The 19,680-nt window shown below is 70.6% G+C and carries 14 protein-coding genes; 8 read left to right on the forward strand and 6 right to left on the reverse strand.

The genetic code is table 11. The features are described 5' to 3' along the window. Positions 1-127: 127 nt before the first annotated feature. Positions 128-2,095: a S8 family peptidase gene (locus C9I47_RS16850; protein ID WP_223250199.1), complete on the reverse strand. Its 1,968-nt coding sequence runs from the start codon at positions 2,093-2,095 to the stop codon at positions 128-130. Positions 2,096-2,787: 692 nt separating this feature from the next. Further along, a complete protein-coding gene (gene polA, locus C9I47_RS16855) occupies positions 2,788-5,613 on the reverse strand; it encodes a DNA polymerase I (protein ID WP_111267789.1) in 2,826 nt (941 codons plus the stop codon). A gap of 142 nt (positions 5,614-5,755) precedes the next feature. On the opposite strand from polA, the gene C9I47_RS16860 reads away from it, so the two are divergent. Then, entirely contained in the window at positions 5,756-6,046 is a 291-nt protein-coding gene (locus C9I47_RS16860) for a DUF2782 domain-containing protein (protein WP_111268216.1), read from the forward strand. A 137-nt stretch (positions 6,047-6,183) separates the two neighbouring features. On the opposite strand, the gene C9I47_RS16865 is transcribed toward C9I47_RS16860, so the two are convergent. Both C9I47_RS16865 and uvrD read right to left on the reverse strand, forming a co-directional pair. Continuing rightward, on the reverse strand, positions 6,184-6,576 hold the full coding sequence (locus C9I47_RS16865; RefSeq protein WP_111267790.1) for an HU family DNA-binding protein: 393 nt from the start codon (positions 6,574-6,576) through the stop codon (positions 6,184-6,186). A 189-nt stretch (positions 6,577-6,765) separates the two neighbouring features. Next, entirely contained in the window at positions 6,766-8,958 is a 2,193-nt protein-coding gene (gene uvrD, locus C9I47_RS16870; protein WP_111267791.1) for a DNA helicase II, read from the reverse strand. Between the two features lie 121 nt (positions 8,959-9,079). Between uvrD and C9I47_RS16875 the strand changes: the two genes are divergently transcribed. Then, entirely contained in the window at positions 9,080-10,003 is a 924-nt protein-coding gene (locus C9I47_RS16875) for a M61 family metallopeptidase (RefSeq protein WP_145985553.1), read from the forward strand. A gap of 63 nt (positions 10,004-10,066) precedes the next feature. Here C9I47_RS16875 and C9I47_RS16880 read toward each other — a convergent pair whose 3' ends face one another. Next, a complete protein-coding gene (locus C9I47_RS16880; protein WP_111268217.1) occupies positions 10,067-10,678 on the reverse strand; it encodes a TIGR00645 family protein in 612 nt (203 codons plus the stop codon). 169 nt (positions 10,679-10,847) lie between these two features. Between C9I47_RS16880 and C9I47_RS16885 the strand changes: the two genes are divergently transcribed. The 3 genes from C9I47_RS16885 (at position 10,848) to C9I47_RS16895 (ending at position 15,862) form a co-directional block, all read left to right on the forward strand. Continuing rightward, positions 10,848-11,543: a glutathione S-transferase C-terminal domain-containing protein gene (locus C9I47_RS16885; RefSeq protein WP_111267793.1), complete on the forward strand. Its 696-nt coding sequence runs from the start codon at positions 10,848-10,850 to the stop codon at positions 11,541-11,543. Positions 11,544-11,732: 189 nt separating this feature from the next. Then, positions 11,733-13,976, forward strand: coding sequence for a S9 family peptidase (locus C9I47_RS16890; protein ID WP_111268218.1), 2,244 nt, complete (start codon positions 11,733-11,735; stop codon positions 13,974-13,976). A gap of 80 nt (positions 13,977-14,056) precedes the next feature. Then, entirely contained in the window at positions 14,057-15,862 is a 1,806-nt protein-coding gene (locus tag C9I47_RS16895; protein WP_111267794.1) for a DUF885 domain-containing protein, read from the forward strand. An 18-nt stretch (positions 15,863-15,880) separates the two neighbouring features. Here C9I47_RS16895 and C9I47_RS16900 read toward each other — a convergent pair whose 3' ends face one another. Next, a complete protein-coding gene (locus tag C9I47_RS16900; protein ID WP_111267795.1) occupies positions 15,881-16,618 on the reverse strand; it encodes a YdcF family protein in 738 nt (245 codons plus the stop codon). A 196-nt stretch (positions 16,619-16,814) separates the two neighbouring features. Here C9I47_RS16900 and C9I47_RS16905 point away from each other — a divergent pair, with 196 nt between their 5' ends. The 3 genes from C9I47_RS16905 to C9I47_RS16915 are packed head-to-tail and all read left to right on the forward strand — an operon-like array spanning position 16,815 to position 19,661. Further along, positions 16,815-18,020: a beta-ketoacyl-[acyl-carrier-protein] synthase family protein gene (locus C9I47_RS16905; RefSeq protein ID WP_111268219.1), complete on the forward strand. Its 1,206-nt coding sequence runs from the start codon at positions 16,815-16,817 to the stop codon at positions 18,018-18,020. Further along, on the forward strand, positions 18,017-18,844 hold the full coding sequence (locus C9I47_RS16910; RefSeq protein WP_111267796.1) for a beta-ketoacyl synthase chain length factor: 828 nt from the start codon (positions 18,017-18,019) through the stop codon (positions 18,842-18,844). Before C9I47_RS16905 ends, C9I47_RS16910 begins: the two co-directional genes overlap by 4 nt. Beyond that, complete coding sequence (locus C9I47_RS16915; protein WP_111267797.1) at positions 18,837-19,661, forward strand: glycosyltransferase family 2 protein; 825 nt, start codon at positions 18,837-18,839, stop codon at positions 19,659-19,661. The genes C9I47_RS16910 and C9I47_RS16915 overlap by 8 nt, the downstream gene beginning before the upstream one ends. Positions 19,662-19,680 lie beyond the last annotated feature (19 nt).

A 19,680-nucleotide genomic window follows, 5' to 3' on the forward strand; every position in this document is an offset into this window, starting at 1 on the left:
CGGGCCGGGCCGCCGACGGGCGCAAGGCGGCCGCCATCGCGACGGCGGCCGCCTCCTCGCCCGAGGGACGACGATGCCCGGGCCGGCGTCCGCCGCGACGGACGGACGCCGACCCGCATCGCCGGCCTCAGCGGGCGCCCGTCTCCTCCTCAAGCGCCGCTTCGTTGGCCGCGCCCTCGACGAAGACCGGGTCGCCGGTGGTGCCGACGTCGAACAGGCAGTCCTTGTGCAGCTTGTCGTCCTTGATGCGGGCGCAGACCTGCTTGGCCAGTTCCACGTTGCCCGGATTCATCGGCGGGATCTTCTCGCGCGGGAACGGCTCGCGGACGAACTTGCCCGGATCGACGTCCTGGGCGTAGTCGAACAGGCTGGTCTTCCTGTCCACGCGCCATTTGTCCGAGAAGTCCGGCTCCAGCCACTCGCCCTGCTCGAGCACGCCCATGATGCCGTCCGTCGCCATGGTGTCGTAGGCGCGGACATTCATGTACCACTGGTTCTGGTTGCCCCACCAGTTTGCGGTGGCGGTCATCCGGGTCCCGTCCGGGAAGTGGATGCTGATGCCGTTGCCGCCCAGCGCCGTCACCTTGGCGCCGGGACCCAGGTCGATGCCACCGGCCGGAATCGTGGTGACCACGCCGTCCACCCGCAACTGCAGGCCGGCCGGATCGGGCACCACCCCGGTGCCGGGCTGCCAGGTCACCCGGTGGTTGCCGACCCGGGTGGCGACGGCGGTGTTGACGCTGACCCAGGGCAGGCTGTCGACCGGCCGCTGCCGGGTCTGGATCTCCATCCCCTGCCCGCGCAGCGCGACGAACTCGCCGCCGGTCTGGAAGTCGTAGTACAGCCCGTTGACGGTCCTGATATGGGGATCGCCGTCGTTGTAGCCGTCGTTGAGCGAGCCGTAGTGCAGCATCACGTTCGGCGAACCGGCGCCGAGGTTGCCCACGCCCGGCCAGGACGGGGTCACGCCGAAGATGTTGGCGGCGTAGTAGACCGCGTTCCAGACCGCTGTCGGCGACGCCGCCGGATAGGTCTGCAGGTAACGCGCGGCCGCGCCGGCCACGTGCGGCGCCGCCATCGAGGTGCCGTTGATGGTGTTGGTGGCGGTGTTGCTGCCGATCCAGGCCGAGGTGATCGCGCTGCCGGGCGCGAACAGGTCCAGGCAGCTGCCGTAGTTCGAGAACCAGGAGCGGGTGTCGGTGTTGTCGACCGAGCCGACCGTGATCGCCACCGGCTCGCGCGCCGGCGAGAAGCCGCAGGCATTGGCGTTGCTGTTGCCGGCCGCGACGACCACGGTGATGCCGTTGATGTTGTGCAGGTTGGCCACCGCGGTGTCGACCGAGCTGTTGCCGCCGCCGCCCAGGCTCATGTTCACCACCGCCGGGCTGATGTGGTTGGCTGCGACCCAGTTGACGCCGGCGATGATCGTCGACCAGGGCGAACCGCCGGCGCAGGGGAACACCCGCACCGGGTGCAGGGTGACCTGTTTGGCAACGCCGTAGGTGGTGCCGCCGAGGGTGCCGGCAACGTGCGTTCCATGCCCGTTGCAGTCGTTGACGCCGCCGCCGACGAAATCCGCACCCAGCCCGACCCGTCCGGTGAACTCGTTGTGGCTGACATTGAGGCCGGAATCGATGATGTAGGCGTGAACGCCGGCCCCGGTGGTGTCGTAGGTGTAGAGCGTGTCCAGCGGCAGCAGTCGCCGGTCGATGCGATCGATGCCCCAGGTCGCGCCGGTCTGGATGGTGTCGAGCGTGGCGATGCCGTCCTCTTCGACATAGGCCACCCGCGGATCGGCCAGCAGCGCGGCGAGCGCGTTGTCGTTGGCCTTGACCACGAAACCGCGCAGCACGCGGTCGTAGCTGCGCACCAGACTGGCGCGATGCTGCGAGGCGATCGCCCTCGCCGCCACCGCGACCGGCTCGGCGCGGTTGGATTCTCCCGCCAGGCTCGCCGCCTGCGGTTTGAGCACCACGATGTACTGGCCGCGGATCGGGTTGTCGGTGGTGCGGAACTCGCCGGCGAACGCGGGCAAAGCGGCGCAGATCAGCGAGGCGCCGACAGCGACGGCGAGCGGAGTGATATGAAGTCGCATAGTACGTTCCTTGTCCATGGGTTGAATGACGATGCGGGCCGAACGGCCCCGTCGAGCACGGATCGCGCAATGGACAGCAAAGGCGATCCTGCGTGAAGCGATTCCCTTGCCTCACCTCCAGCGATCCGCGCCGCCAGCCTACGTCACCCCTGTGAGCGCACTGGTCATCGTCCGCGGCCGGGCCCTGCCCCAGCGCGTCCCCCCGGTGCCCCGCTGCGCCAGCCTCCCGCGCCGGCGCCTTCACACGCCGTTCGCAGCCGGGCGTCGTCCACCCTGGCGCGACCCCGCAGACCGCGCCGGAACGGCGAGCCGCCCCCCGTGCGGGCGCCATGAGAGTCGGAACAGCCCCCGCAAGGCGCGAGCGGGCCCATGGGGGCCCCGGACACGAGGGCGCCCACAACGGACAGACCGGAAAGCCGGTCGGATGGCACCGGCCAGAAAACGGGCAATAAAAAGCCCCGCGGGCAGGGGGGGCCGGCGGGGCTGGGTGGAACGGGACCTGGGGAGGGGTGCACCGTTCCGGGGGATCACTCCAGGGGAGGGGAGAGATCAGCGACAGGCGTTGCACCTGTCGCGAACTATATGACCACTTTCCGCATTGATGGTTCGTGAAGATCGGGGTTAATAATTTGTTGGATTCAGGGGCGATTCACCGAAATAAATCCGCTGAACGTGCGGACAAATTCGGCACATCAATGGGCTTCTTCCCAGTTGTCGCCAATTCCGCAATCCACGACCAGCGGTACCCGCAATTCGGCCGCCGCCGACATGCGGCCGGAAACCTCCGCAACCAACGTTTCAACAAAGTTGGCCTCGACCTCGAACACCAGTTCGTCGTGGACCTGCAGGACCATCAGCGCCGGCGCCGCGCCCTTGCCGTCGGCCTGCCCGGACAGCCAGGCGTCGACGTCGATCATCGCCCGCTTGATGATGTCGGCGGCGGTGCCCTGCATCGGCGCATTGATCGCCGCGCGCTCGGCACCGGCCCGCAGGCCCTGGTTGCGCGCGTGGATCTGCTCCAGGTACAGGCGGCGGCCGAACACGGTCTCGACATAGCCCTGCTCGCGCGCCTGCTCGCGGGTGCGCTCCATGAAGTCGCGTACGCCCGGGTAGCGGCTGAAATACAGCGCGATGTAATCCTGCGCCTCGCCGCGCGACACGCCCAGCTGCTTGGCCAGGCCGAACGCGCTCATGCCGTACATCAGCCCGAAGTTGATCGCCTTGGCCGCGCGCCGTTCGTTGCCGTCGACGGCGTCGATGGTCTTGCCGAACACCTCCGCGGCGGTCGCGCGGTGGATGTCGGCGCCGGAGGCGAAGGCGTTGACCAAGCCCTCGTCGCCGGACAGGTGGGCCATGATCCGCAGCTCGATCTGCGAGTAGTCGCAGGCGACGATCTTGCGCCCCGGCGGGGCCACGAACGCGGTGCGGATGCGGCGGCCGTCCTCGGTGCGGATCGGGATGTTCTGCAGGTTCGGATCGCTGGACGCCAACCGTCCGGTGGCGGCACCGGCCTGGTGGTAGCTGGTGTGGACGCGGCCGGTGTCCGGATTGACCATCTCCGGCAGCTTGTCGGTATAGGTGCTGCGCAGCTTGGCCAGGCCGCGGTACTCCAGGATCACCCGCGGCAGCTCGTGCTGGTCGGCGATCGCCTCCAGCGCCTCCTCGTTGGTGCTGGGCTGGCCCTTGGGCGTCTTCACCAGCGCCGGCAGTTTGAGCTCGTCGAACAGCAGCGCCCCCAGCTGCTTGGGCGAGTCGAGGTTGAAGCTGCGCCCGGCCAGTTCGGTCGCCTTCTGCTGCGCGGCAAGCATGCGCCGGCCCAGCTTGGCCGACTGCCGGCGCAACTCGTCGCCGTCGACCATCACCCCGTTGGCCTCGATCCGCTCCAGCACCTTCACCAGCGGCATCTCGATGTCGCGGTAGACCCGCTCCAGGCCGTCCACCGCGGCCAGCTTCGGCGCCAGCACGCGGTGCAGGCGCAGGGTGACGTCGGCATCCTCGGCCGCATAGCCGGTGGCGTCGTCGAGCGCGACCTGCGAGAACGGAATCGCCTTGGCGCCCTTGCCGGCGACGTCGGCGTACTTGACGGTGTCGTAGCCCAGATAACGCTTGGCCAGCGAGTCCATGTCGTGGCGGCTCGCGGTGGCGTTGTAGACGAAGCTCTCCAGCATGGTGTCGTCGGCGTAGCCGCGCACCTCCACGCCGTGGCGGCGCAGCACGTGCAGGTCGTACTTGCCGTGCTGGCCGAGCTTGCGCCGCTGCGGATCGGACAGCAGCGGCCGCAGCGCATCGAGCACCGCGTCGCGGTCCAGCTGCGCCGGCGCGCCGGGGTAGTCGTGCGCCAGCGGGATGTAGCAGGCCGCGCCGGGCTCGGTGGAGAAACTCAGGCCGACCAGGTTGGCGCGCATCGGGTCGAGCGAGTCGGTCTCGCAGTCGAACGCGAATTCCTCCGCGGCCCGCAGCCGCCCGATCCAGTCGTCCAGCTGCGCCTGCGTGGTCACGCAGTCGTAGCTGCCGGCGGCGGCGAGGGCGGGATCGAGCTCGGCGTCGTCGGCGGCGGTCGTCCTGGCGTAGCCGGCCGCGGTATTGCGCATGCCGGCCTGCTCGGCGCGCGCCTGCTGCGCACCGTCCTGCTCCGGACCGGTCCCGCCGATCTCCTTCAGCGCCTGCTTGAAACCGTAGCGGGTGTACAGCGCGCGCAGGGCGTCGTTGTGGGCCTCGCGCAACGCCAGCGCGGCCGGACCCTGCTCCAGCTCGACGTCGGTCCTGATCGTGACCAGGGTGCGGTTCAGCGGCAGGCGGTCGAGCGCCTCGCGCAGGTTGTCGCCGATCTTGCCCTTGATCGCGCCGGCATGCGCGATCACGCCATCGAGGCTGTCGTACTCGGCCAGCCATTTGGCCGCGGTCTTGGGGCCGCACTTGTGCACGCCGGGCACGTTGTCGACCGTATCGCCCATCAGCGCGAGGTAGTCGACGATCTGGCCGGGGCGGACCCCGAACTTGTCGATCACCGCCTGCTCGGAGTCCATCCGGCTGCCGCTCATGGTGTTGACCAGGGCGATGCCGCCGCCGTCGCCGTCGCCGTTCGGACGCACCAGCTGGGCGAAGTCCTTGTCGCTGGTGGAGATGGTCACGTCGATGCCGTCGCCGGCGGCCTGCACCGCGAGGGTGCCGATCACGTCGTCGGCCTCCACCCCCGGCACCCGCAGGATCGGCATGCCCAGCGCCTCGACGATCTCGCACATCGGCTGCACCTGGGCGCGCAGCTCGTCCGGCATCGGCGGCCGGTTGGCCTTGTACTCGGGGTACAGCTCGTCGCGGAAGGTCTTGCCGGGCGCGTCGACGACGAAGGCGACGTAGTCGGGTTTCTCCTTCAGCGTCGCGCGCAGCATGTTGACCACGCCGAACAGGGCGCCGGTCGGCTCGCCGTCGTCGTTGCTCAGCGGCGGCAGGGCGTGGAAGGCTCGGTAGAGGTAGCTCGATCCGTCGATCAGGACCAGGCGGCGGGCGGTATCGTTCATGGCGTCGATTCTACGCTGCGGCCGTGGCGGCGACGGGCGAGTGCGTCACTTCGCCTGCGCGGCGGGCGGCGTATGCTGGACGCAGCCGCGAACCGTGCGCGACCGTCCCGCCCGAAACCCAGCAATGCACCTGGAGCCCGCCATGCGCCCCGCCCTGCCCCTGCTTCTCGCCCTGTCGATGACCGCCTGCGCCAGCCTCGGCCCCGCCGCCGCCGACCCGACCGCCGGCCTGGTCGACCCGCAGGTGATCCGCAGCGAACAACCCAACGGCGACGTCATCGAGGAATACCGCGTCAACGGCCGCCTGCAGGTGGTCAAGGTGACCCCGGCGCGCGGCCCGGTCTACTACCTGCAGGACCGCGACGGCGACGGCCGGCCGGACGACGGCGCACCGGTCTCGCCGGTGCTGTGGAAGCTGTTCGAGTGGGATTGAAGCGCATCGCCTGAAACCCGCCGCGATGCGCCGTCGGGGAGCGTGCCGATGAGGCGCGTGCCCACAAAAAATGCCGACGCGATGCGCCGGCATTTTTCATGCGGCCGCCGGCATCGCCGGCGGCATCGCGGGACACCTTACAGCGCGGCGTCCTTGAGCTTCTTCAGCGGACGCACCTTCACCTTGACCGAAGCCGGCTTGGCGGCGAACCACTGCTCTTCCTTGGTGAACGGGTTGATGCCCTTGCGCCGGGGCTTGGCCGGCACCTTGACCGAGGTGATCTTCAGCAGGCCCGGCAGGGTGAACGCGCCGGCGCCCTTCTTGCTGATCGAACCGTGCACGGCATTCTCCAGCGACGCGAACACGGCGCGGACGTCCTTGGCGGCAACGCCGGTGGCCTCGGCGATGTGCGCGACCAGGGCCGACTTGCTCAGGACCTCCTTGATCGGCTTCGGCGCGGCCGGCTTGGCGGCGGCCTTCTTCGGTGCAGCTTTCTTTGCAGCTTTCTTTGCGGTTTTCTTGGTGGCCATGCGTGTCCCCTGATGGGTCGTCGTTGGATTTCTGATGTGTGCCTGCAGAGCCGGCACTCGGAATGTAGGGCATGCCCGCGGCTTCGCCAAGCGGTCAGGGGCAAAAAAAGCCTGAAAACAGGGTCCAATCGCGAAAAAGTCTGAAAAATCCCGCTCGCGGCCGGGGGTTTTCACTCACCGATCACGCGATCACGCCGGCTGCAGGTTCGCGTAGGCCAGCACCAGCCACTTGCTGCCGGCGCCCTCGAAGTTGACCTGGACCCGGGCGTGGGCGCCGCTGCCCTCGTAGTCGGTGACCGTGCCGAAGCCGAACTTGGGGTGGCTGACCGCCGAGCCCAGCGGGATCGACGGCGACTCGATCGCGGCATGGCCGGAGTTGCGACGCGCACCGCCCGCGGCCATCGGCCGCGACACCTGCACCTTCGGCCGCACCTCGTGCAGCAGCGCCGGCGGGATCTCGCGCAGGAACCGCGACGGCATCCCGTACATGTCCATGCCGTGGATGCGGCGGCTCTCGGCATAGCTGAGCACCAGCTTCTGGCGCGCACGGGTGATGCCCACGTAGGCCAGCCGGCGCTCCTCCTCCAGCCGGCCGTGCTCCTCGGTCGACTTGCCGCTGGGGAACAGGCCCTCCTCCAGTCCGCCGAGGAACACCAGCGGAAACTCCAGGCCCTTGGCGCTGTGCAGGGTCATCAGCTGCACCCCGTCCTCGCCGGCCTGGGCCTGGCCCTCGCCGGCCTCCAGCGAGGCATAGCTGAGGAAGGCGACCAGCTCGGGCATCGCTTCGACATCCTCGTCGTCGTTGCGGCTGAAGCGCGAGGCTACCGAGACCAGCTCGTCGAGGTTCTCGGTGCGCGAATCCAGTTGCCCGCGCGACTCGTTGGCGTAGTGCTCACGCAGACCCGAGCGCGCCAGCACGTGGTCGATCTTCTCCGGCAGCGGCATCTCGGCCAGCTCGCGATCGAGGCCATCGACCAGCTGGACGAAGCCCGCCAGCGCGTTGCGCGCGCGCGCCGCCAGGCCGGTCTCGACGCTGATCCGCTGGGCCGCGTCCCACAGCGGGATGCGATCGGCGCGGGCGCGGCGGCGGACCTCGTCGAGGGTGCGCTCGCCGATGCCGCGTGCCGGCGTGTTGACTGAACGCTCGAACGCGGCATCGTCGGAGCGATTGGCGACCAGGCGCAGGTAGGCCAGGGTGTCCCTGATCTCGGCGCGCTCGAAGAAGCGCAGCCCCCCGTACACCCGGTACGGCACCTGCTCGGCCAGCAGCGACTCCTCGAACACCCGCGACTGCGCGTTGCTGCGGTAGAGCACGGCGATCTCGCCATGGCTGCCGCCGTCGCGCACCCACTGCTTGATCCGCTCGACCACGAAGCGCGCCTCGTCGATCTCGTTGTAGGCCGCGTACAGGTCGATCGGCTCGCCCTGGCCGGTGTCGGTCCACAGCTTCTTGCCGAGGCGGTCGGGGTTGTGCGCGATCACCGCGTTGGCGGCGTCGAGGATGTTGGCGCTGGAGCGGTAGTTCTGCTCCAGGCGGATGGTCTGCGCGCCGCTGCCGTCGCTGCCGCCGAAGTCCTTGAGGAAGCGCTGCATGTTCTCGACCTTGGCCCCGCGCCAGCCGTAGATCGACTGGTCGTCGTCGCCGACCACGAACACCTGGCCCTCGTCGCCGGCCAGCACCCGCACGAACGCGTACTGGATCGCATTGGTGTCCTGGAACTCGTCGACCAGGATCTGGCGGAAACGGTGGCGGTAGTGCGCCAGCAGCGCCGGGTTGTCGCGCAGCAGCTCGTGCGCGCGCAGCAGCAGCTCGGCGAAGTCGACCAGGCCGGCGCGGTCGCAGCGTTCCTGGTAGGCGGCGTAGACCCGGCGCATCACGTCGGTCCACTCGTCCTGCCCGCCCTGCAGGTGCTGCGGGCGCCGGCCCTCGTCCTTCTGGGCGTTGATCCACCACGCGATCTGCCGCGGCGGGAAACGCGAATCGTCGATCTCCAGCGCCTGCACGACGCGCTTGACCAGGCGCTGCTGGTCGTCCGAATCCAGCACCTGGAAGCCTTCCGGCAGCTTCGCTTCCTGCCAGTGCAGGCGCAGCAGGCGGTGGGCGAGGCCGTGGAAGGTGCCGATCCACATGCCGCGCGCGCCGCGCTCGAGCTGGTCGTCGACGCGCGCACGCATCTCGCCGGCGGCCTTGTTGGTGAAGGTCACCGCGAGGATGCCGTGGGTCGGCACCCCGAACACTTCATTGAGCCAGGCGATGCGATGGGTCAGCACGCGGGTCTTGCCGGAGCCGGCGCCGGCGAGGACGAGATAGTGACCGGGAGGCGCGCTGACGGCCTCGCGCTGGGCCGGGTTCAGCCCGTCGAGCAGGTGGGAAACATCCATCGCGCCATTGTACGCTGCGCGCATGCGCACTCCCGCGGCCCCCGCCCGGACCGTTTCCGCCCGGATCGCCCCTGCGGCGCCGGCCCCGACCCGCCCGCGGGCCGCCACCGCGCTTGTCCTGATGGCCGCATCCGCCCTGCTGCTGGCCGTCGCCAGCGCTTCCGCGGCGACGCCGGAACCGTCGGCACGGACCCTGCGCTTCGGCGAGGCGCGGGTGCGCGTTGAGATCGTCGACACGGACCCGGCGCGCGCCGATGCACTGTACGGCTGGATCGCCGGGGTCGCCGACGCGGTCGAGGCGACCTTCGGGCGCTGGCCGTTGGCCCACTCGCGCATCCGCATCACCGAGACCGACCGTGGCAGTGGCCGCAGCCCGGTGCCGTGGGGGCAGACCTCGCGCCGCGACGGCCGGGTCGCGGTGCTGTTGTTCGTGCGTCGCGATGCCGACATCGACGCGCTGCGCGCGGACTGGACCGCCGCCCACGAGCTGGCCCACCTCTACCATCCCTATCTCGGCCGCGAGGGACGCTGGCTGGCCGAAGGCCTGGCCAGCTACTACCAGAACGTGGCGCGCGCCCGCGCCGGGATGATGGAGGCCGAGGCGGCCTGGCGCGCGCTCGACGCCGGTTTCGAGCGCGGCCGCCGCGCCACCGGCGCCGGTCCGCTGGCGCGGGCCCGGCGCGGCGAGACCATGCGGGTGTACTGGGCCGGCGCCGCGTTCTGGCTGGAGGCCGACCTGGCCCTGCGCGCACGCGGGACATCGCTGGACGCGGTACTCGCCGACTATGCCGACTGCTGCCTGGCCGACGCACGCTTCGGCGATGCCGAAGGCTTCATCGCCGCGCTCGATCGCGTCGCCGGCGCGCAGGTGTTCGCGGCGCGGTTCCGCCGCTACGCCGCCGCGCGCACGTTTCCGGACCTGGCCGCGAGCTATGCCCGGCTGGGCCTTCGCCGCGACGGCGACGGCCTGCATTTCGACGAGGACGGCGCCGCGCTGCGTGCGCGGATCATGGGCGCGCGAAGCGGCGGCGTGCCGGCACGCTGATGCGACAGGGCCCGCACCTGACGGCGCGGGCCCCGCGGAACGGACTGGCGACGGCCGCCGCGGTCAGTGCGGCGCGGCCGGCTTGTGCGGCTTGATCGCCGCGCCCATCAGCCGGTCGGTGTAGGCGATGCCGATCGCCGACAGGATGAACACGCAGTGGATGATGGTCTGCCACATCACCCCGGTCGAGGTCGCCTTGGAGCACAGCACGCCCGCGGCCAGCTCCGGAGTGCACGGCGGCAGGCCCAGCGAACCGGCCTCGATGAAGGTCTTGAGCAGGTGGATCGAGGAGATGCCGATGATCGCCATCGCCAGCTTGACCTTCAGCACGCTGGCGTTGACGTGGCTCAGCCACTCCGGCTGATCCGGATGGCCCTGCAGGTTAAGCCGCGAAACGAAGGTCTCGTAGCCGCCGACGATCACCATCACCAGCAGGTTGGAGATCATCACCACGTCGATCAGGCCCAGCACGATCAGCATGATGCCCTGCTCGGTCAGCGCGTTGGCGTCGTGGATCAGGTGCCACAGCTCCTTCAGGAACAGGAACACGTAGACGCCCTGGGCGACGATCAGGCCCAGGTACAGCGGCAGCTGCAGCCAGCGCGAGGAGAAGATCAGGTGCGGCAACGGGCCCAGGCGCGGCACGCCCTGGCGTGCGGGTTGCGAATCGGACATGCGGGTCATGGTCCAAATGGAGTCGGCGAAGGGTAGCCAGCGGCGGTGACAGCCTCAAGTGCGCGGTCGGGCGCGATGGCCGGGCCGGCCCTGGCGGCAGGGCGCGGTCGAGCCGTCGGCGCCGTACACTGGCCCTCCACTCCCCCCGCCCGCGGTAAAGGAAGCCACCATGATCGACCTGTACTACTGGCCCACGCCCAACGGCCACAAGATCACCCTGTTCCTGGAGGAGGCCGGCCTGGACTACACCGTGCATCCGGTCGACATCGGCGCCGGCGACCAGTTCAAGCCCGAGTTCCTGGCGTTCTCGCCGAACAACAAGATGCCGGCGATCATCGACAACGCCCCGGCCGACGGCGGTCTGCCGATCACCGTGTTCGAGTCCGGCGCGATCCTGGTCTACCTGGCCAACAAGACCGGCAAGTTCTTCGGCGCCGACGTGCGCCAGAAAGTCGAGGTCAACCAGTGGCTGATGTGGCAGATGGCCGGGCTGGGGCCGATGACCGGGCAGTACGGCCACTTCAACGTCTACGCCCCGGAGCCGATCCCCTACGCGATCGACCGCTACACCCGCGAGGTCCAGCGCCTGCTCGGCGTGCTCGACAAGCGCCTGGACGGCCGCGACTTCATCGCCGGGCCCCAGTACACCATCGCCGACATGGCCTGCTACCCGTGGATCGACCCCTACGACAAGGCGCCGATGGACCTGTCCGACTACCCGAACCTGCGCCGCTGGCGCTCGGCGATCGCCGAGCGTCCGGGCACCGTGCGCGCCTACGAGGTCGCCGACCGCCACCGGGTGCAACGCGAGATGACCGAAGAGATGCGCCGCAACCTGTTCGGCACGCCGGCGAAGGTCGACTGAGCGGGTGTTCCTCGTAGGAGCGGCGTGAGCCGCGATGGGGTTTTCATGGGAAGGCCCGATCGCGGCTCACGCCGCTCCTACGAAGGCCAAGATCACACCCGCCGTCACGCGACGGCCATCGCCGCCTCCGTATAACCAAGCCCGACACGAGACCGCATGAACAAGACGCTCGCAGGCTGCCTGCTCGCCATGACCCTGACCACCGCTCCGCCCATCGCCTCCGCATTGACGCCCGCTGCCGGACAGCGGCTCAGCCTGGAGGCCCTGGCCGGCGACGCGCCGTTGTCGGGACCGAGTCTGACCAAGCCCAAGATCGCGCCGGACGGCTCTAAGGTGACCTTCCTGCGCGGCAAGCCCGACGACCGCAACCGGCTCGACCTGTGGGCCTACGACGTCGCCAGCGGCAAGACCACGCGCCTGGTCGACGCCGACGACGTGCTGCCGCCGGGACAGGAAGTGCTCAGCGACGAGGAAAAGGCGCGCCGCGAGCGCCAGCGCATCGCCGCGCTGAGCGGCATCGTCGACTACCAGTGGTCGCCTGACGGCCGTCAGTTGCTGTTCCCGCTCGGCGGCGAGCTCTACCTCTACGACCTGGGCAAGTCGGGCAAGGCCGCGGTACGCCAGCTGACCCATGGCGAGGGCTTCGCCACCGATCCGAAGATCTCGCCCGCGGGCGGCTTCGTCAGCTTCATCCGCGAGCGCAACCTGTGGGTGATCGAGCTGGCCACCGGCAAGGCCGCGCAGCTGACCCGCGACGGCAGCAGCACGCTCAATGACGGCGCGATCGGCAACGGCGTCGCCGAATTCGTCGCCGACGAGGAAATGGCGCGCCATACCGGCTACTGGTGGGCGCCCGACGATTCGGCGATCGCCTTCGCCCGCATCGACGAGTCGCCGGTGCCGGTGCAGAAGCGCTACGAGGTCTACCCGGACCGCACCGAAGTGGTCGAACAGCGCTATCCGGCCGCCGGCGACGACAACGTGCGGATCCAGCTCGGCGTGATCGCACCCAGGGCCGGCACCGCCGCGCGCTGGATCGACCTCGGCCCGGAGCAGGACATCTACCTCGCCCGGGTCGACTGGCGCGACGCCCGCCACCTGAGCTTCCAGCGCCAGTCGCGCGACCAGAAGATCCTGGAGCTGGTCGAGGCCGACCTCAACAGCGGCCGCGAACGGGTGCTGGTCACCGAGACCTCGAAGACCTGGGTGCCGCTGCACGACAACCTGCGCTTCCTCGACGACGGCCGCCTGCTGTGGTCGAGCGAACGCAGCGGCTACGAGCACCTGTACCTGATCGACGCCGACGGCACGGCCACCGCGCTGACCTCCGGCGACTGGCCGGTCGACAGCGTGCTGGCGGTCGACGAGGACGCCGGCCTGGTCTACTTCGCCGCGGGCAAGGATTCGCCGACCCAGAGCGCGGTCTACCGGGTGCCGCTGGCCGGCGGCGCGATCGAGCGCCTGTCCGACATCGACGGCTGGCATTCGGCGACCTTCGCCGGCAATGCCAGCGTCTATGTCGACAACTGGTCGAACCCGGCCACGCCGCCGCAGCTGAGCCTGCACCGCAACGACGGCAGCCGCATCGCCGACCTGGTCGAGAACGACCTGGCCGATGCCGAGCATCCCTATGCCCCGTACCGCGCCGCGCACCGGCCGATCGAGTACGGCACCCTGCGCGCCGCCGACGGCGCCACCCCCCTGCACTACAGCGTGCTCAAGCCGGCCGGCTTCGACCCCGGCAAGCGCTACCCGGTCGTGGTCTACGTCTACGGCGGCCCCGCCGCGCAGACGGTCAAACAGACCTGGGCGCCGGACTTCAACCAGTACCTGGCCCAGCATGGCTACGTGGTGTTTTCGATCGACAACCGCGGCACCCCGCGCCGCGGCGCCGACTTCGGCGGCGCCCTGTACGGCCGCCAGGGCACGGTCGAGGTCGACGACCAGCTCGCCGGCGTGGACTGGCTGAAGGCCCAGCCCTGGGTCGATGGCGATCGCATCGGCGTCTATGGCTGGTCCAACGGCGGCTACATGACCCTGATGCTGCTGGCCAAGGCGTCCGACGCCTATGCCTGCGGCGTCGCCGGCGCGCCGGTCACCGACTGGGCGCTGTACGACACCCACTACACCGAGCGCTACATGAACCTGCCCGGCGCCAATCCCGACGGCTACCGCCAGGCGCGGGTGATCGAGCACATCGACGGCCTGGTCGGAGAGAACGCCTCGCCGCTGCTGCTGATCCACGGCATGGCCGACGACAACGTGCTGTTCAGCAACTCCACCGCGCTGATGAGCGCGCTGCAGAAGCGCGGCCAGCCGTTCGAGCTGATGACCTACCCCGGCGCCAAGCACGGCCTGAAGGGCGCCGACCTGCTGCACCGGTTGCGGATCACCGAGAACTTCTTCGCCCGTTGCCTGAAGCCGGGCACCTGAGTGCAGCGTGACCTCCGGCCGATGGCCCGGAGCGCCTCCGGGGCGATGCTGCGAACCCGAAGCCCGAACGAGACCCCAACATGACCAAGCCGCTCGCACTCGCCGTCGCCCTCGCTCTCGCCGCATCCACGCCGGCATTGGCGCTGGCCCAGGACGCCCCCACCGCCAGCGCCACGCAGGCGTCCGCCCCGGCCTGGGTGGCGCGCAGCAACGAACTGGCGCAGATCCTGGTCGAGGCGCAGGCCGACTTCTCGCCGGAAGGCTTCTCGTACATGGGCATTCCCGGCTACGACGAGAAGGTGTCCGACCTCGGCCCCGAGGTCGGCGAACGCTTCCGCAAGGCGATGGCCGAGGCGCGTTCGCGACTGCAGGCCAAGCTGCAGGTCGAACGCGACCCGCGGGTCCGCCAGGACCTCGAACTGCTGATCAAGGCCGCCGACGAGGCCGCCGAATCCTCGCGCGTCTACGAGGCCATGACCCTGCCCTGGAGCGATGTCGCCCAGTTGCAGTTCAGCGGCCTGCAGAGCCTGCTGTCCGACCAAGTGCAGCCGCAGCGCCGCCAGCACGCGCTGGGGCGGTTGAAGGCCTATGTCGGGATGAACGAAGGCAGCACCCCGATCACCGAGCAGGCGATCGCGCGCTACAGCGAGCGCGCCGGCGACAAGGCCCTGCTGCGGCCGACCAGGCTGGAGGTCGAGCAGGCATTGGGCAACAGCCGGACCTATGTCGATGGCATCCGCAAGCTGTTCGCCAAGTACGAGATCGCCGGCGCCGGCCCGGCGCTGGACGAGATGGAGCGCCAGCTCGACGCCTATGCCGACTGGGTCCGCACCACCGTGCTGCCGGAAGCGCGCACCGACACCGTGCTGCCGCCGGAACTGTACGCGCTCAATCTCAAGCAGGTCGGCATCGACATCGACCCGAAGGTGCTGATCCAGCGCGCGCAGCTGGAGTTCATGGAGACCCGCGCGGCGATGCAGGCACTGGCGCCGCGGGTGGCCGAGGTCCGCGGCCTGGAGGTCGCCGATCCGAACGATTACGTGGCGGTGATCGCCGCGCTCAAGCGCGACGTGATTCCGAACGACCAGTTGGAGGCGCGCTACCGCACGGTGATCGATGCGATCGACCCGATCATCCGCGAGGAAGCCATCGTCGACGTGCCGAACCGGCCGATGGTGATGCGCCTGGGCACCGAGGCCGAGTCCGCGGCCCAGCCGGCGCCGCACTTCAAGCCCGCGCCGCTGGTCGGCAACACCGGACAGCAGGGCCAGTTCGTGTTGCCGGTGACGGTGCCGACCGCCGACGGCAAGGGCCTGTCCTACGACGACTTCAATTTCGACGCGGTGCGCTGGACGCTGTCCGCGCACGAGGGCCGTCCCGGCCACGAGCTGCAGTTCACCGCGATGGTCGAGCGCGGCGTGTCGCTGGCGCGCACGATGTTCGCCTTCAACTCGGTCAACGTCGAGGGCTGGGCGCTGTACGCCGAGGCCGAGATGGTGCCGTACGAGCCGGTCGACGGCCAGCTGATCGCCCTGCAGTTCCGCCTGTTGCGGGCCGCGCGCGCGATCCTCGACCCGATGCTGAACCTGGGCCTGATCGATCGCGAACGCGCCGGCCGGGTGCTGCGCGACAAGGTCGGCCTGTCGGAGGCGATGACCAAGCAGGAGCTGGACCGCTACACCTTCAACGCCCCCGGCCAGGCCGGCAGCTATTTCTACGGTTACACCCGGATCCTGGAACTGCGGATGGCGACCGAGCTCGAGCTCGGCGAGCGTTTCGACCGCCTCGCCTTCAACAACTTCCTGCTCGATCAGGGCCTGCTGCCGCCGGACCTGCTGGCCCAGGCCGTCGAGGAGACCTTCATCCCGGCGCAGGCGGAGAAATGATGGCGGCCGGCGCGCCGCTCACTGCGTGCGCGCCAGCAGGCGGCGGCTGCCGATGAGCCGGGCCCAGCGGGTGCCCAGGTCGACCAGGGCGACATAGGCGGCCTCGCCGGCCAGCCGCCAGGCCGTGCCCGGCGCGGCAGGCAGATGCGCTTCCGCGGCGCAGGGCCGCGCGTCGAACCCCATCCGGCGCGCGAACCACAGGCACCGCGCCAGGTGGTAGCGACTGCTCAGCAGGACCACCCGATGGGCGGCCTCGCCGCCGCCCTCCGCATCCAGCAGCGCGCGCGCGTTGCGCAGGTTCTGCAGGGTATCGCGGGACCGGTCCTCCAGGCGCAGGACCGCATCGGCCGGCATGCCCCGCGCCCGCAGCCCCGCCCGCGCCAGTGCCGCTTCGCTGGGCTGGCCGGATGCGCCGCCGCCGAGCAGGACGAACTCGCGCGCACCTTCGCGCCACAGCGCCATCGCCCGGTCCAGGCGGACCTGGAAGTCCGCATCGGGCCGTCCGCCGGGCGCGTGCTTGCCGAACACCAGCACCACCCGCCCATCCGGCGCCGAAACCGGTGCCCGCCGCGCCGTCCGCCACACATGGGCCAGGTAGACGAGGTAGACCAGGCCGCCCGAGGCCAACATCGCGACCGCCGCGACCGCCAGGCCATGCAGCACGTCCGGATCGGCCAGCAGCCTGCGGCGATGGGCGCCACGGCTGTCCCGCGGCGGCGCGGGCGGGTTCCTGACCGGGGGTGGCGCAGTCGGCATCGGCAGAGGGATCGCGGGAGGAGGCGCCGTCGACCCGGCACCCGGCTGGGCGGCGGCGAGCGGAGGGCGCTCAGGATATAGGCGCGCGCCGCGGCTGACACGAGGCGTGTCGTTCAGGCCTTGCCGCGGGGGATGCTGGCTATACTCGCGGCTGACCTGTTTGCCGTATCTGCCCTTGCACCGTCCGCCCCACCCCATCGCGCCCCTGGCGATCCGCTGCCATACCGCCACCACCGCGCTAGGGCGCGGACGCGACGCCCAGGCCGAGGCGCTGGCCGCCGGCCGCGGCGGACTGCGCCGCAACGACTTTCCGACCACCGCCCCCGGCGAGCCGCCGCTGGACTGCTGGATCGGACGGGTCGAGGGCCTGGAATCGGCGCCGCTGCCGGCGGCGCTTGCGCACTGGGAATGCCGCAACAACCGCCTGGCGTGGCTGGCGCTGCAACAGGACGGCGTCGACGCCGCGGTCGCGGCGGCGATCCGGCGGCATGGCGCCGAGCGCGTCGCGCTGGTGGTCGGCACCTCGACCGCGAGCATCGGCGCCAGCGAGGAGGCCTACGCGCGGCTGCAGCCCGATGCCGACGGCGCGTTGCACTTTCCCGACGACCTCGCCCGCCCGCAGATCCACACACCGCATTCGCTGGGCGGGTTCCTGCAGGAGGCGACCGGCGCACGCGGGCCATGCCTGACCGTCGCCACCGCCTGCTCCTCCAGCGCCAAGGTGTTCGCCCAGGCCGCACGCCTGATCCAGACCGGCGTGGTCGATGCCGCCCTGGTCGGCGGCGTCGACACCCTGTGCGGCAGCGTGCTGTTCGGTTTCAACGCGCTCCAGCTCGTCTCCGTCGAACCGTGCCGCCCGTTCGACGCCCGCCGCGACGGTCTGTCGCTGGGTGAGGCCGGCGGCTTCGCGCTGCTGGAACGCGACGACGACGACACCGCACTGCGCCTGTGCGGCTACGGCGAATCCAGCGACGCCCACCACATGTCGGCCCCGCACCCCGAGGGCCTGGGTGCGCGCCTAGCGATGGGCGACGCGCTGGCCCGCGCCGGTATCGACGCCAGCGAACTCGACTATCTGAATCTGCACGGCACCGCCACGCCCGCCAACGACAGCGTCGAGGCCGCGACCGTGGCGGCGCTGTTCCCCGCCACCCTGCACGCCAGTTCGACCAAGGGCTGGACCGGGCATACCCTGGGCGCGGCCGGCATCGTCGAATCGGTGTTCGCCCTGATCGCACTGGAACGCGGGTTGCTGCCGGGCACGCTCAACAGCACCATGCCGGACCCGGCCTGCGGCCCGCAGATCCGCTTCGATGCCAGCCAGCGACCGATCCGCTACGCGATGAACAACTCCTTCGGCTTCGGCGGCAACAACGCCTCGCTGGTATTCGCACGCCGATGAAGACCCTGGCCGCACGCATCGAAGGCATCGGCTTCTGGGCCGACCGTCTGCCGTCCTGGGAACTGGCGCGCGCATTCGCCCGCGGCGGTGCCCTGCCCGCGACCGCCACGCGCCCCTCGCCGCAGCTGCTGGCCGCCAACGAGCGCCGACGCGCACCGCAGACGGTCGCGGTGGCGCTGGAGGCGGGCCTGGCCGCCTGCACCGCGGCCGGGCGCGATCCGGCGACGCTGCCGTCGGTGTTCGTCTCCACCCATGGCGACCTCGCCATCACCGACTACATGTGCAGCACCCTGGCCAGCCAGCCGCGTTCACTGTCGCCGACCCGCTTCCACAACTCGGTCCACAACGCCGCCGCCGGCTACTGGACGATCGGCACCGGCGCGATGCAAGCGGCCACCGCGATCAGCGCGATGGACGCGAGTTTCGCCCAGGGCCTGCTGGAAGCGCTGGTGCTGCTGGCCGGCGGCGAGGAGGCCGTTTTGCTGGTCGCCTACGACGCCGGCGCGTCGGGCCCGCTCGGTGAGCAGGCGCCCAGCGTCGGCCTGCTCGGCGGCGCGCTGGTGCTGTCCGAGGGCGGACCGGAAACCGGTCCGGTGCTGCAGGCCACCCTGGCCGATGGCGACCCCTCGCCGGCGGACGGGCCACTGGCCCTGCATGCCGCCGGCAATGCGATGGCGCCGATGCTGCCGCTGTTCGACGCGCTGGCCCGCGGCACCACGGCAAGCGGCCAGGCGGCCCCGGTCAGGCTCGACGCCGGTGCCGGGCGGGTGTTGTCGATCGCGTTGCTGCCGGGCGCGGCGGCGATGGAGTCGGTGGATGCCTGATCCCAAGCGCATCGCCGTGGTGATCCCGGCGCTCAACGAGGCCCTGCGCATCCGCGACGTGGTCGTGGCGGCGCTGGCCGAGTGCCCCAACGTGATCGTGGTCGACGACGGCTCCGACGACGGCACCGCCGCGTGCATCGCCGATCTGCCGGTCACCCTGCTGCGCCACAGCACCCGCATGGGCAAGGGCGCGAGCCTGCGCGATGGCTTCGCCGAAGCGCTGCGGCGCGGCTTCGAGGGCGTGCTGAGCATGGACGGCGACGGTCAGCATTGCGCGTCCGACATACCGCGCCTGCTCGACGCCGCCCGCCATCATCCCGGCGACATCGTGATCGGCGCGCGCCTGCGCAAGCGCGCACGCCAGCCCGGCTACCGGCGACTGGCCAACGAGTTCGGCGACTGGGGCATCGCCTGGGGCTGCGGCTTCCGCATCGCCGACAGCCAGAGCGGACAACGCTACTACCCGGCGCCGGTATGCGCGTTGGACGACGTGCCCGGCGAGGACTTCGTGTTCGAGGCACAGATCCTGATCTCGGCCGCGCGCCGGCTCGGCGTCGGCGTGGTCTCGGTGCCGGTGGAATCGCGCTACGGGATCGGAGCCGACGACGCCGGCTCCGGCGGACCGGCGTTCCGGCGCAGCCACTTCCGGCCGCTGCACGACCTGTATCGGATCACCTCGCACGTGGTCGCCCAGGTCTGGCGCCACGGCGATGTGGTCGCCGAATACCGCCGTACCCGCGCCCACCCGCCGCGGATCCACGACCCCGACGGCATCGCCGGGGAGATCGCGGCGGCGGCGCGCGGGCTGTCCCGCTGACGCGGTAACCGGTATGCGC

The organism is Marilutibacter maris (assembly GCF_003233695.1).
In the GTDB taxonomy this organism is placed as follows: Bacteria; Pseudomonadota; Gammaproteobacteria; order Xanthomonadales; family Xanthomonadaceae; genus Marilutibacter; species Marilutibacter maris.